This is a genomic window from Streptomyces sp. NPDC046197, assembly GCF_040646295.1.
Taxonomy (GTDB): Bacteria; Actinomycetota; Actinomycetes; order Streptomycetales; family Streptomycetaceae; genus Streptomyces.
In genome coordinates, this window is the sequence record NZ_JBEYZY010000002.1 from 318,099 (window position 1) to 331,562 (window position 13,464).

The following is a 13,464-nucleotide window of genomic DNA, read 5'->3' on the forward strand; positions in this document are numbered from 1 at the left end:
CGGTCAGGTCCGTTTGAGCGTGCGCACCGGCGCTCCGGGCCGCCAGACCTGGACGACCAGATGCGCGTCGTCCTCGACGTAGGTCCGCACGACCTCCGTCAGCTCGGTGCGGAAGAGGTGGAACGGCTGCGGCGGTTCCACCTCTTTCACGTACGCCCCCTTCGCCCCCGGATCGTCCACCTCGACCGCCCGTCCGCCGATCCGGACGTCCCCGCCGCCCATCCCGGTACCGGGCCCCGGGTTCGCCTGAAGCGCGAAACGCGGGTCGCGTCGCAGGTCCAGCGCCTTGAGCGAGCCCGGCATCATGCCGAGCCACAGCTCCCCGTTCGCAAAGCGCACCTCCAAGCCGGTGGTGCGCGGCGCACCGTCCCGGCGCAGGGTTGCGAGGACATGATGCGTGAAGGCCCCGAAGCGCTCCTCGACGGTCCTGGCGAGCTCGGGTTCCACCGCGGCGAAGGCCGCCCAGTTCGTTGCCATACGGCGAGTGTGGCGTCGATACCCGACATCTTCTGTCGGGTATCGAGTCGTGTACCGGGCCGGGTGCGCGGCATCTTTACAAACCAGCCCTGTCATCCTGAGCCGGCCGGCGGTAGCTTCCGGCGCGTAAGCGATTCCAGTGCCGGAGGACCCATGCACGGCCCCACTCCGCCCCCGCCCCTGCCCACCGACCAGCTGCAGTTCGCGATGCCGCCGATGCACGAGTCCGTCGAGGACGAACGCCGGCACCGCAAGGAGCGGCTCGCGGGCGCGGTGCGCATCTTCGGGCGGTACGGCTTCGAGGAGGGCGTCTCCGGGCACATCACCGCCCGCGACCCGGAGTACAGCGACTGCTTCTGGGTGAACCCCTTCGGCATGTCGTTCAAGCACGTCACGGTGAGCGACCTGGTACTGGCCAACCAGGACGGACAGGTGATCGAGGGCCGCTACCACGTCAACCAGGCCGCGTTCACCGTGCACGCCCAGGTCCACGCGGCCCGTCCCGACGTCGTCGCCGTCGCCCACTGCCACTCCGTGCACGGACGCGCGATGGCGGCGCTCGGCGAACTGCTCGACCCGATCACGCAGGAGAGCTGCGCGTTCTACGAGGACCACGCTCTGTACGACTCCTACACCGGTGTCGCCGTCGACACGGAGGAGGGCCGCCGGATCGCGGCCGCGCTGGGCTCCGGAAAGGCGCTGGTGCTGCGCAACCACGGGCTGCTGACGGTCGGTGACTCGGTGGACGCCGCGGCCTGGTGGTTCCTTTCGATGGAACGCTCGTGCCAGGTGCAGCTGACCGCGCGGGCGGCGGGCCGGCCGGTCCTGATCGACCACAAGCTGGCGGTGGCCACCCGCGAGCAGCTGGGCGGGGACCTGGTGGCGTGGATCAACTACCAGCCGCTGTGGCAGGACATCAGCCGCAGCGAACCCGATCTGCTCGGCTAGGGGGCGGTCCAGGGGGTCAGAAGCACCGCAGAACGGCCGCCTTGGTCATCGCGAACTCCTCGTCCGTCAGGACCCCTTCCCGGTGCAGTTCGCCCAGCTCCCGCAGGCGGCGCAGCAGCACGTCGTGGTCGCCGCCCGCCGCCGGCGCGAGCACACCGGGCTCGCGCCGGTCCGTGTGTTCCGTGTATCCCGTGCCGGTGCGGGCGGACGGGTGCGGCAGCCGGGCGGTGACCGCGGTGGCGACCAGGGCCGTCAGCAGGTCCCGGCGGACGCTGCCCCACAGGTCGAGGGCGTACGGGTCCTTCTCCGGCGGCAGTTTGGAGAACGCCGTCTCGCGCGTCACGAAGCGCAGGAAGCCGTCCTCGTAGCCGGAGTTGGGCAGCCACTCGACCTGGACCAGGTCGCGGACGCCGATGATCCGGGGGCCGGTGGCCCGCTTGACCCGGTCGGAGCTGTCGGCCCAGTCGATGCGCACCTGGGAGCCGTCGAAGGACACCGTGCCGTCGGAGGAACGAACCGAGACCGGCACCGGTGGGCCGGTGAGGAGATAGGCCTTGGTGGGGTCCTTGGGTACCTGGTCGAGCAGCAGGGCCCGGCGGATCTCCTCGGCGACGTACTCGGCGACTCCGGAGCGGTCGATGTCCACGACCAGCCGGTACGGGTCGGCCGCGTCCGGCAGCCGGCCGCCCGTCGCCTGCAGGAGCGGATCGGCGCCCTCGCGCAGCCGCATACGCAGCCGGCCGCGCTTGCGCTCGGGTTCGTAGACGACGCTCGCCACGGCCTCCAGCGGCACGGCGATCTCCCCGTACGTCTGCCGGAAGAGCGGCACGGAGCGGTGGAGTCCCGGCGTGATCCTGACCGTGCTGCCGTCGAAGGCCCAGGTCCCGTCGCGCTGGATGATCTCGGCCATACGGGAATTCTCCCAGCCGGGTCAACACGGTCGCCCGTACTTCACTCGCGCTGACCAGCCGGGCGGACGCAGAGGAGGTGGTGTAGGGCACAATTCGCAGTCGGCGTAGGGGTGTTGTCTGCGATCTTGTGCGGGTCTCGGGGAAGGCGGGCGTCGGGCGTGGCGGTGCAGGGGGCGAGGAGCGGGACGGGCGCGGGTGTCCACGAGGGCGGCTGCACCTGCGGGGACTGTCCGCACGGGGCGCGTGCGGGGCACCGGCGCGCGGTCGCCGCGTTCCTGCTCAAGCGGGACGAGTTCGCCGCCGGTCAGGGCCTGCCCGCGGCGGTGGCGCACTCGCCGTCGGCCTCTCGGCAGTGGGTCTCGGAGGAGCTGACGCAGTCCGCGGAACTGGTCGCCGAACGCGGCCGGGCCGAGGGCGAGGCCTGGCTCGTGCGGCTGTGGCGCCGGACCGCTGACACGGTGGGGGCGACCGTCGTGCTGCTGCTCGTGGTGCAGGCACTGACGGCCATCGGCGCGGGCTGGACGGCGGCGCGAACGGCGGGACTCCTGGCGGCGGCCCTGGTGGGCGGGGTGCTGACGGCCGCCTCGTGGTTCCACCGGGCGCGCGGTGGGGTCCTGGCCCCGGTCATCGGCGAGGACAACCGGCTGTCCACCTCTCGTGGCGTGGCGGCGGCCTGGGTGCTCTTCGTGGTCTACGCCGTACTGGTGCTGGCCGGCCGGCTGGCGCTTGCATCGGACCACGCGGAACGCGATGCGCTCATGGCCGGGCTGGAACTGGCCCGGGGCGCCGGTGTGGTGACCGTCCTGGCCGTGGTGTGCGGGATCGCGGTGCTCGTGCGGCGAGTCGTCGGGCTGCGCGTCCTGGCCCAGCGGCTCCAGAAGGTGCGGGCGGATCGGCCGCGGGCGGCCGACCTGCTGACCGACGACGCGGGGCGCGGAAATTTCACGGACATCCAGTACGTCGTGATCAGCGCCGTGGCGGTGGTGTTCGCCGCCGTGCGGCTGGCCCGGCGGCCCGACCAGCTGCCCGATCTGCCGTGGGGGCCGGCGGTGGTGGTGCTGGTGTCGGCGGCGACGTATCTGGCGGGCAAGTACGCGGAGGGCGGGCGACCGGTGATCCTCTCGGTGGTACGGGCGAGGGAGGCAGGCGACCTGGACGCGCCGGTCCGCACCGGCGACGACATCGAGATCCGCGGGGCGGGGCTCGTGCCGCCGGGCGCTCAGGGGGCCGACCGGCTGTCCCGGATGGTCGTCCGCATCGGCGCGGTGAACGTCCATGTCCCGCTGGTCCCGGTGACGGGCGGCTTCAGCAACCCCACGGACACCGTGCTGACGGTCCCGGTTCCGGCAGATGTCGAGCCCGGGCGGGTGGACGTGCAGGTGGTGACGGCGGCGGGAGCCGAGACGAACCGGTATGCGATCGACGTGACGGAGTGACGCGCTCCCCGGGGGCGCGATCATGCAGCACCGGTACGGAGTTTTCGCGGTCCCCGTGCGGCAGTTGACGCGTCGAGCGCATGCTGGGGCACACGGGATCGAATCCGTGCGATGGTCGCCGAAACGGACGTCTCCGGATTGAGCGGGGGTCGGCTGTCATACGTATCGTCGGTTGAGGGACGAACGCCAAGGCGGTGAGAGGCGGCTGGCAGAGATGACTCACGGTATTCACACGGACACGTACACCGCGCCGATCGACCGACGCGGAGACTGGCGGGACACCGCCAGTCGCTACGCCCTCCTTCCCCTCCGGGTCTTCCTCGGCGTCACCTTCATCTACGCCGGCCTGGACAAGCTCACGAGCGGCAGCTTCATGAAGGACGGCGGCTCCGGCTCGATCGGCGACACGATGCGCGCGGTCCGCGACTCCTCCGCCATCCCGGCCCTGGTGGACCTCGCCCTGAAGAACCCGGTCGGCTTCGGCTATGCCATGGCGCTGGGTGAACTGGCTGTCGGCATCGGCATCCTGATCGGCCTCTTCGGCCGTCTGGCGGCGCTCGGCGGCGCGCTGATCTCCCTCAGCCTGTGGCTCACGGTCAGCTGGGCGTCCACCCCCTACTACTACGGCAACGACCTCGCCTACCTGATGGCCTGGCTGCCCCTGGTACTCGCCGGGACCTCGATGTTCTCCGTCGACGCGGCACTGCGGGCACGTCGCCGGCAGCGGGCCGGCGGATACCAGTAGCTCACCTTCTCACCCGGTTCCGTCCGCCCACGCTCCGCCCGCGCCCCTGCGGCCGGGCCGTCCGCGGCGCCTTCGTATGCCCCGGTTCACCATGGCCGCCGCGCCCGCGAGGCAGAGGCCGCCCACGACGAGCGGGATGGCCGCGAACCAGGGGGTCTGCCAGGCGCCCGCCGCGTCTCCGGCGTACAGCACACCTGCCGCGGTGAGAACGACGCCCGCGACCAGCTTCCCGGGCTGGAACTCATGACGCAGCACGGCTCACCTCCGCCTGTCCCAGGCCGACCCGCAGATCGAGGTCGACCGTCCCCGCACCCTTGACGCCCGCCGCCGGGGGCAGGGTCACCTGCTGGTGCCTGCCCGGCTCGACGTCCACGTCCTTCGTGCTGTCACCGGGCAGCCGGATGTCGCCGACGCCCACTTCGATGGTCGCCTTCACGGTCACATCACGGGGAACGATCACCCGCAGGCGCCCGGCGCCGACCTCGGCGTGCGTCGTGAGTGTCTGTCCCCTGCCGAGGTGTATTCGGGTCAGGTCCAGCGTGCCCTCGCCGGTGCCGAGGTCGTACTTCTGCTGCACCTGCGTGGCCGCGGAGGGCTGCCAGGTGAGGTGCGTCCAGTGGGTGCTGATGTCCTTGGGGAGCGCCGCCGACGCCGCGAGCAGCCCCGCCGTGACGATCGCCAGCAGGATCGATCCCGCGCCCGTACGGCCCAGGAAGGCGCTCACCGCGATGCCGAGGCCCAGGGTGACGAGCGCGCAGGACAGACCGGTCTGCAGGCTGCTGCTCAGCGTGTGGTCGTGCCACGTCCGGCCGGTGCCCAGGCCACCGGCGAGCAGTGCCAGCAGGAAGACCCAGCCGCCGATCCAGCGCGGGCCGCGTGGCCGCGGCGGTTCGGTGCGCGGGGTGCGCGGTTCCGTGTGACCGCTTTCCCGGGTGCCGAGGCCGATGTTGACGGCCGCCGCGATGTCCCGGTCCCGCGAGTCCGGCGGGCCCCACAGATAGCCCGTACCTCCGACGTGCGTGCCGTCCTTGACGATCGGGTCGCGCCACCAGGAGGGGTAGCAGGCGGGCACCGGTGGCGCCTGGGCCTCCGGTGGGGCGTCGGCGACGGCCTGGGCGGCTATGGGGCTTCCGGAGCGCCACCGGGAGCTCGGGGAAGGGTCGGGGTCGGGAGCGCTGCGGTGCTGCGACCAGTAGCCCGCACCCGCGAGCAGCAGGGAGAGGACGACCGCGAAGGCCAGCACCCCGCCGTTGCGCAGCATGGACAGGAACACTCCGCAGCCGACCAGCGCGAACAGCACGGCCGCCAGCGCCTGACCGTCGACCCGGCCGGTCAGGAGCTTGCGCACCTCGTTCTCGTCCTCTTCGTCGTACGGTGCGAAGAGCCAGACGAAGCCGTAGAAGATGAGGCCGATTCCGCCGGTGGCGGCGAGCACCGCCAGCGTGATCCGGAAGATCACCGGGTCCATGTCGCACTGCCGGCCCAGACCCGCGCACACTCCGGCGATCATCTTGTGCCGCCGGTCGCGCCGGAACCTGCGGACCGCCCCGCCGGCCTCCGCTCCACCCTCATCCGCGACCGCCGCCCCGGGCGGCCCGTCGGCCGGACCCGGCTGGCCGCCCGTGGCCGGCCCGCTCGCCTCCTCCTGCGCGCGCGGTTCCTCACCGGCACCGGGCGCCGGGGCCGTGTCGGAACCGGAGCCGGGTTCCGGGCCCGTCGCGGCGTGCTGGTGATTGTTCATGCGTCCATGGTGACGGGCGCGCAGCCGTGGTGGGAGCCGGGACGACCCTGGCCGAACCCTGATATCGGCCCTGATCCATTGCCGGGGATGCGTTCGACGGGCCGCGGACCCGCATCCGCCGCGTTCTCCGGACTTCAAGGGCGTTCAGGGGGATCAGGGGAGATCAGGGGAGTCTCGGGGGTCGACCCTGATGCCCCGGTCACACGGGCCGTGTGACCATCAATGACATGCCGGACGCCGCAGCACTGCCCCTCGACGAACCGCGGCCGCCGCGCAAGCTCTACCGCAGCAGCGACGGACGCTGGCTCGGCGGGGTGGCGCGGGGTCTCGCCGGGCATCTCGGGCTCCCCGTGATCTGGGTCCGGCTCGTGTTCGTCGGCCTGTTCATGGCCGACGGCCTGGGCGCGCTGCTGTACGCGGCCTTCTGGTTCTTCGTACCCCTCGGCGTGGGCGGCGTCGGCGGCCAGAAGCCGCCGTCCCTCGTCACCACGGAGACCTCTGCGGACGGCCGCCGCAAACTCGTCGCCCGCAAGCCCGACCGGGGCCAGATCGTCGCCCTGCTCCTCATGGTCGTCGTGGCCATGGTCTTCGTCAGCAGCGTCAAGCTCGGCAGCGGAGCCAAGGCGTACCTGCTGCCCGCCGTCCTCGTCGGCGCGGGCGTCGCCCTGGTCTGGCGGCAGGCGGACAACGCGCGCCGGGCCCGCTGGATGGAGGTCGGCCGGCGCCGGCGCACGCTCACACTGCTGCGTGCCGGTGCCGGCGTCCTGCTGGTCACGGCGGGCGTCTCCGGCATCGTCGTCCTCCAGGGCTCGGCCGCCCACCTCGGCTCGGTCCTGCAGGCGGCCCTCGCGGTCCTCGTCGGCATCACGCTCCTGGCCGGCCCGTACCTGGTGCGCATGACGCAGGACCTCTCCGAGGAGCGCCTGATGCGCATCCGCGCGCAGGAGCGGGCCGAGGTGGCCGCCCACGTCCACGACTCGGTGCTGCACACCCTGACCCTGATCCAGCGCAACGCGGAGAACGCGAACGAGGTTCGCCGCCTCGCCCGCGCCCAGGAGCGCGATCTGCGCGCGTGGCTGTACAAGCCGGAGGGCACCGGCAAGGACGAGGCCGACGAACCGACCACCCTCGCCGACGCGGTGAGGCGCAACGCCGCCGAGGTCGAGGACAAGCACGGCGTGCCCATAGAGGTCGTCGTGGTCGGTGACTGCCCGCTCGACGACCGGATCGGCGCACAGATGCAGGCAGCGCGGGAAGCGATGGTGAACGCCGCCAAGTACGGTGGCGAGGGCGGTGCCGTACAGGTCTACGCCGAAGTCGAGGGCCGGACGGTCTTCGTGTCCGTCCGGGACCGCGGACCCGGCTTCGACCTCGACTCGATACCCACCGACCGCATGGGTGTCAGAGAATCGATCATCGGCCGCATGGAGCGCAACGGCGGTACGGCCCGGCTGCGCGCGGTGCCGGGCGGCGGCACGGAGGTCGAGCTGGAGATGGAGAGGGCGGAGAACACGTCATGAGCGACCCGACCGAGGCGAACGGCATGCCGGGGGAGGCGGCCGAGTCCGCGGAGTCGACGGGCGGCGCGGCCAGGCGGCACGTGCGCGTGGTCCTGGTCGACGACCACCGCATGTTCCGCACGGGAGTGCAGGCCGAGATCGGCCGGACCGAGCAGACCGGCGTGGAGGTCGTCGGCGAGGCCGCCGACGTCGACCAGGCCGTCACCGTCATCACCGCGACCCGGCCCGAGGTGGTGCTCCTCGACGTCCACCTGCCCGGGGGCGGCGGGGTCGAAGTGCTGCGGCGCTGCGCCGCGTTGACGGGCGACAGCGAGCGGCCCGTCCGGTTCCTCGCGCTGTCGGTCTCGGACGCGGCGGAGGACGTGATCGGCGTGATCCGCGGCGGCGCGCGGGGATACGTGACGAAGACGATCACGGGCTCGGACCTCGTCGACTCGATCTTCCGGGTGCAGGAGGGCGACGCCGTCTTCTCCCCCCGGCTGGCGGGCTTCGTGCTCGACGCCTTCGCCTCCACCGACGCCCCGCCGGTCGACGAGGACCTCGACCGCCTCACCCAGCGCGAGCGGGAGGTCCTCCGCCTCATCGCCCGCGGCTACGCCTACAAGGAGATCGCCAAGCAGCTCTTCATCTCGGTGAAGACGGTGGAGTCCCATGTGTCGGCGGTGCTGCGCAAGCTCCAGCTGTCCAACCGGCACGAGCTGACCCGCTGGGCCACGGCACGCCGGCTGGTCTGATCGTCCGGTAGGCACGCCGACGATCACACCGTTACGCTGTGGCCGACGGGAGGAGGGCTCGCCATGCTGCTGCGTTTCCGTACGGCGAACGTACGGTCACTGCGCGACGAGCAGGAGCTGTCCTTCGTCGTTCCACCCGGTGAGGGATCCGACGCGGCGCGAACGGTCCAGCTGTCGGACGGCAAGCAGCTGGGGATCTATCCGGTCATCGGGGTCTTCGGTGCCAACGCTTCGGGGAAATCCAATGTCATCACCGCGCTGAAGAAGATGAGAAGCGCGGTCCTGGATTCCTACGGGTTGTGGACCTCCTACACCGGCGTACCGGAACGCGAGCCTTTCGCCCTCGACGCCGAGTCCGCAGGCGAGAGCACTTTCTACGAGGCGGACTTTGTCCTGGACGATGGAGTGCGGTGGACCTACGGGTTCGAGCTCGGGGACCGACGGGTTGAGTCGGAATGGCTTCACGCCTATCCCAAAGGCCGTCGGCAGGTATGGCTGGACCGGGACGCCTCGCGGGACAACGTCTTCGACTTTCCGGGTGACCGCGTCCATGACCGTGCCCGCCTGGCCCGCTCCACACGACCCAACGCACTGCTCCTCAGCCGCGCCGCGAGCGACAACCACCCTCAGCTGTCCCGCATCTACGACTGGTTCCGGTCGAACCTCTGGGACATCACCCCTGAGACCGAGCTGAAGGACCGGGAAGGCTATACGGCTCAGCAACTCCTCGACGACAGGAACAGCGAGCGGGTCCGGGAGCTGCTGAGAGTGGCTGACCTGGGCATCCAGGGTGCCGAAGTGGAGCGCCAGCCGGGAGGCAGAGCCCCCGCGGTGAGATTGCTGCACGGTAGTGACCGCGACACCGCGGTGGCCCTCGACTGGGCGAAGGAGTCGTTCGGCACCCGTTCCTGGTTCGCTCTGATCGGCCCGCTCCTGCTGGCCCTCGACAGGGGCGCCGTGCTGCTCATCGACGAACTTGACGCCAGCCTGCACCCGAAGTTCGCATCCGAGGTGGTCAGGCTGTTCCAGGCTCCTTGGTCCAACGAGAAGAACGCCCAGTTGCTCTTCACCTCGCACGACGCCTCTCTCCTGAAGAACCCCCGAGGGGGGCGGCTGCTGGAACCAGGGCAGATCTGGCTGACGGAGAAGGACAAGCGCGGAGCCACCGAGCTGTACCCGCTGAGCGACTTCGACCCCAAGCCTGAGGAAGACCTTGAGGACTCGTACCTGGCCGGCGCGTACGGTGCCGTACCGAACGTCGACCAGGGGCAGATCGGACGCAAGGTGCTCACAGCACTGGCAGGGGAGGCAGAGCGTTCCTGATGGCGAGGGACAGGGGGCGGGACAATCCGGTACGCGCCAAGCGGCAGCGGAAGCTGCGACGCGAGGTGTACGTCTTCACCGAGGGCGCGGTCACGGAGCCGGGCTTCATCACCTTCGTGACGGAGAACGGCACCCGCAAGGAACCCGACCGCGAGATCGTCTGCAAGGTCGAGAACCGGAGTGCCCCGACCAAGCGCCGCAAGCCGCTCCCGCTGGTCGAGGACGCCATCGCGAAGTGGCGTGAGGTCCGCCGCGCCGCCGAGAAGGCGGGCATCGGTCCCGACGACTGGAACTGGCCGCAGGTGTGGTGCCTGTTCGACCGGGACCAGCACCCCGACATCCCGACCGCGTTCTCCCGGTCCCGCAGCGAGAAGATCCATGTCGCCTACTCGCATCCCTGCTTCGAGCTGTGGCGACTGCTGCACTACCAGAACTACACGAGCAACTTCTCCGGAGTGTGCGGCAGCGCGGCGGGCATGCTGAAGCAGCAGCCGGGCTTCGCGCAGACCTACGGGCCGACGATCCGCTCCGTCTCCGAGGAGCAGGCCAAGCATGTCAAGCCGGGACAGTTGAGCGGCCGGTACAAGACGGCACAGCGCTACGCGGAGCGCCTGGCCCAGCGCCACGCTGGCCGGACGGACCAGAACAGCTGGGATCCGTACACGGATGTGTGGAAGTTCGTCGAAAAGGGCCTGGACGTATCCGACTACTGACCGGACGCTCGACGGACCACCCAAGGTCACCGTCCGCATACGGTGAATGATGCTTCGTAAGACCGTAGGCTTCCGTTTGCACCCTCGCGTTGCAATGCCGGATTGCGACCGGAAGTCGATCAGTCACCAGGGGAGAGCCGTACGTGGCCAAGCTCACGCTCGCGCAGTTGGAACGCCATCTCTTCGCGGCGGCCGACATCCTGCGCGGCACGATGGACGCCGCCGAGTACCGCGACTTCATCTTCGTGCTGCTGTTCCTCAAGCGGGTCAACGACGAGTTCGAGGCTGCCCGTGAGGCGATCATCAAGGATCGCCTGGCGGAGGGCGACACCGAGGAGGAGGCGAAGGAAGAGGCCGAGTCGTACGAGTGGTACGACGAACACGGCGCGATCTTCGTCCCGAAAGCCGCCCGCTGGGACCGGCTGGCCGGCGCGGTCGACAACGTCGCCACCGAGTACCTTCAGCCCGCCCTGGACGCGCTCGAACGGCAGCCCGGCAACAGTGAGCTGCGCGGCCTCTTCGCGCACGTCAACTTCAACCGCATCGGCGGCGGCAGCGCCCGCAAGTCCGCCGCCGAACTGGCCGACAAGCGCCTCGCCGCCCTGATCGACCACTTCGGCAGCATCAGGCTGCGCGGGGAGGACTTCGAGTTCCCCGACATGATCGGTGCCGCCTACGAGTACCTGATCAAGGACTTCGCGGACTCGGCGGGCAGCAAGGGCGGCGAGTTCTACACCCCGCGTGCCGTCGTCCGCATGATGGTGGAACTGGCCCGCCCGCACGGCGACATGCGCGTGTACGACCCGTGCGTCGGCTCGGGCGGCATGCTCATCCACGCCATGGAGTACGTGGACGAGCACGGCGGCGACTCCCGCAACCTCGGCCTCGCCGGGCAGGACGCCAACAGCGGCTCCTGGGTGATGGCCACGATGAACATGCTGTTCCACGGGGCGAAGAAGTTCTCCCTGCGCACGGGCGACACCCTCACCAACCCGCTCCACCCCGAGGGCGGCTTCGACCTGGTCCTCAGCAACCCGCCCTTCTCGATGGACTACAAGAAGGACGAGGTCCCGCGCCTGAAGGAGCGCATGCCGTACGGCGAGACGTCCGAGCGCGGCAAGGCGGACCTGATGTTCCTCCAGCACATGCTGGACATGGTGAGGCAGCGGTCGGGCGCGGTCTTCACGGTCATGCCGCACGGTGTGCTCTTCCGGGGCGGCGAGGAACAGAAGATCCGCGCGAAGCTCCTCATGGAGCACGACCTGATCGAGGCCGTCATCGGCCTCGCGCCGAACCTGTTCTACGGCACCGGTATCCCCGCCTGCGTGTTGGTCCTACGCCCGCCGAGCCGTCGCCGCCCGGACCGCCGGGGCAAGGTCCTGTTCATCAACGCTGACCGGGAGTTCCACGCCGAGCGGGCGCAGAACATCCTGCTGCCCGAGCACATCGAGAAGATCGTCTCCACGTTCCACTCGTGGCAGGACGACGAGGTCTTCCAGGACGTGCCGGGATTCGCCCGCGCGGTGACGCGGGAGGAACTCGCGGAGAACGGGTTCAACTTCAACATCCGCCGCTACGTCGACAACACGCCTCCGCCGGAACCGCAGGACGTACGGGCCCACTTGGTGGGCGGTGTGCCGGTAGCGGAGATCGAGGCGAAGAAGCCGTTGCTGGACGCGTACGACATAGAGGTGTCGGACCTTTTCGACGTACGAGCTGACGACCCGGCATATGTCGATTTCCCGCCTCCGGAGCGCCGTCCCGACGCTGCGCGCCTCGCGGAGTTGGCGAGCGGGCGGGAAAAGAAGCTGTGGGACGCCTTCGACGCGTGGTGGGAGGCGGAGGCGGAGCAGATCGCGGCGCTCGAGCCGGTGACCGGCGATGACCGTACCGAGCAGGAGCGCAAGGCCCAGCTGGCGCGGCTGCGGAAGGATCTGATCGACAGCTTCGGGGAACTGCTCCTGGGAGTCGGCCTCCTCGACCGGTTCGCGCTTGCGGGTGCGGTGGCCGGCTGGTGGCACGATGCGAAGAACGAGCTGAAGGCGTTGTCGGTGACCGGCTTCGCGGGGGTGGTCGACGGCTGGGTGGAGACCGTCGAGACGATGCTGGCCCCGGAACCCGACCCGCGCACGGGCGGCCGACGCGAGCGTACGGCGGCGGAACGGCGTCAGGCTTACGACCACAAGGTGGTCGCCGCGATCGCGCCGGGGTTCCTGGAGCACCTGGCGTCGGCGGAGCGCACGTACGCCGCACTGGACGCGAAGGTGAAGGCAGCGCAGGAGGCGGAGGCGGCGCTGGCCGAGGCGCAGCAGGCTGCACTGGACGGCGATGACTCCGAGTCGGGGTCGGACGGGGGCGGCGGCATCGACCCGGCGCTGGCGGAGGCGGTCTTGAGCAAGACCGAGATGCGGGACCTCCTGAAGCGGCGCACGGAGGCGAAACGGCTGGTCGAGGACCTGGAGGACGGGTTCTGGCCGGTGGCCGCGATTCGCCGGAGGCGTGAGGCTGAGCGTGAAAAGGCCGCAAAGAAGGGCGTTGCGGGGTCCGGTAAGGGCAAGCGGGCGGTTGCGGCGGAGGAGGGGGCCGGACAGGGGGCGCTGCTTCAGTTGCCGGTCGAGCCGGAAACAGAGCCCCAGGTGACTTCCGAGCCGGGTCTCACGAAGGCACGCCGGGAACTGGCTAAGAGGGCTGGGGAACGGGACGTGGTCCTGGCCATCCTGCGCGCTGATCTGTCTACCAAGCTCAATGGCCACGTGGTACGGAGTCGTCGGATGTTGGCGGAGGCGTACCGGGTGTGGGAGCAGAAGTATGGCGTTTCTCTGCGGGAGATCGAGGAGCGGCGGGAAGCGGCTGCGGAGGCTTTGGACGGGTTCTTGAGGGAGCTGGGTTATGTCGTCGACTGAGCCACCTGCGCGG

General features: G+C 70.3%; 12 protein-coding genes. 8 read left to right on the forward strand and 4 right to left on the reverse strand.

All coding sequences use genetic code 11. The features are described from left to right. Positions 1–3: 3 nt before the first annotated feature. Positions 4–477, reverse strand: coding sequence for a pyridoxamine 5'-phosphate oxidase family protein (locus tag AB0A61_RS04200; RefSeq protein ID WP_361285719.1), 474 nt, complete (start codon positions 475–477; stop codon positions 4–6). A 153-nt stretch (positions 478–630) separates the two neighbouring features. On the opposite strand from AB0A61_RS04200, the gene AB0A61_RS04205 reads away from it, so the two are divergent. Further along, positions 631–1,425 (forward strand): class II aldolase/adducin family protein, encoded by a 795-nt coding sequence (locus AB0A61_RS04205; RefSeq protein WP_361285722.1) that lies wholly within the window; start codon positions 631–633, stop codon positions 1,423–1,425. A 16-nt stretch (positions 1,426–1,441) separates the two neighbouring features. Here AB0A61_RS04205 and AB0A61_RS04210 read toward each other — a convergent pair whose 3' ends face one another. Then, positions 1,442–2,335: a DUF4429 domain-containing protein gene (locus AB0A61_RS04210; protein WP_361285725.1), complete on the reverse strand. Its 894-nt coding sequence runs from the start codon at positions 2,333–2,335 to the stop codon at positions 1,442–1,444. Positions 2,336–2,494: 159 nt separating this feature from the next. Here AB0A61_RS04210 and AB0A61_RS04215 point away from each other — a divergent pair, with 159 nt between their 5' ends. Continuing rightward, complete coding sequence (locus AB0A61_RS04215) at positions 2,495–3,772, forward strand: hypothetical protein (RefSeq protein ID WP_361285728.1); 1,278 nt, start codon at positions 2,495–2,497, stop codon at positions 3,770–3,772. Between the two features lie 214 nt (positions 3,773–3,986). Continuing rightward, complete coding sequence (locus AB0A61_RS04220; RefSeq protein WP_361285731.1) at positions 3,987–4,517, forward strand: DoxX family protein; 531 nt, start codon at positions 3,987–3,989, stop codon at positions 4,515–4,517. A gap of 9 nt (positions 4,518–4,526) precedes the next feature. Here AB0A61_RS04220 and AB0A61_RS04225 read toward each other — a convergent pair whose 3' ends face one another. Together AB0A61_RS04225 and AB0A61_RS04230 are read right to left on the reverse strand one after the other, a co-directional pair. Further along, on the reverse strand, positions 4,527–4,772 hold the full coding sequence (locus AB0A61_RS04225) for a hypothetical protein (RefSeq protein WP_361285734.1): 246 nt from the start codon (positions 4,770–4,772) through the stop codon (positions 4,527–4,529). Then, positions 4,759–6,258 (reverse strand): PspC domain-containing protein, encoded by a 1,500-nt coding sequence (locus AB0A61_RS04230; protein ID WP_361285737.1) that lies wholly within the window; start codon positions 6,256–6,258, stop codon positions 4,759–4,761. The genes AB0A61_RS04225 and AB0A61_RS04230 overlap by 14 nt, the downstream gene beginning before the upstream one ends. A 227-nt stretch (positions 6,259–6,485) precedes the next feature. On the opposite strand from AB0A61_RS04230, the gene AB0A61_RS04235 reads away from it, so the two are divergent. From AB0A61_RS04235 to AB0A61_RS04255, 5 genes are all read left to right on the forward strand, one after another. Beyond that, the gene (locus AB0A61_RS04235) at positions 6,486–7,778 is read left to right on the forward strand and encodes a PspC domain-containing protein (protein WP_361285740.1); all 1,293 of its coding nucleotides are present in this window, start codon (positions 6,486–6,488) and stop codon (positions 7,776–7,778) included. After that, positions 7,775–8,512, forward strand: a complete 738-nt coding sequence (locus tag AB0A61_RS04240) for a response regulator transcription factor (RefSeq protein ID WP_361285743.1) — start codon at positions 7,775–7,777, stop codon at positions 8,510–8,512. The genes AB0A61_RS04235 and AB0A61_RS04240 overlap by 4 nt, the downstream gene beginning before the upstream one ends. Positions 8,513–8,575: 63 nt before the next feature. After that, a complete protein-coding gene (locus AB0A61_RS04245; protein WP_361285746.1) occupies positions 8,576–9,835 on the forward strand; it encodes an ATP-binding protein in 1,260 nt (419 codons plus the stop codon). Continuing rightward, positions 9,835–10,548 (forward strand): RloB family protein, encoded by a 714-nt coding sequence (locus tag AB0A61_RS04250; protein ID WP_361285749.1) that lies wholly within the window; start codon positions 9,835–9,837, stop codon positions 10,546–10,548. Before AB0A61_RS04245 ends, AB0A61_RS04250 begins: the two co-directional genes overlap by 1 nt. Before the next feature lie 143 nt (positions 10,549–10,691). Beyond that, positions 10,692–13,451, forward strand: coding sequence for a class I SAM-dependent DNA methyltransferase (locus AB0A61_RS04255; RefSeq protein ID WP_361285751.1), 2,760 nt, complete (start codon positions 10,692–10,694; stop codon positions 13,449–13,451). Positions 13,452–13,464: the final 13 nt, after the last annotated feature.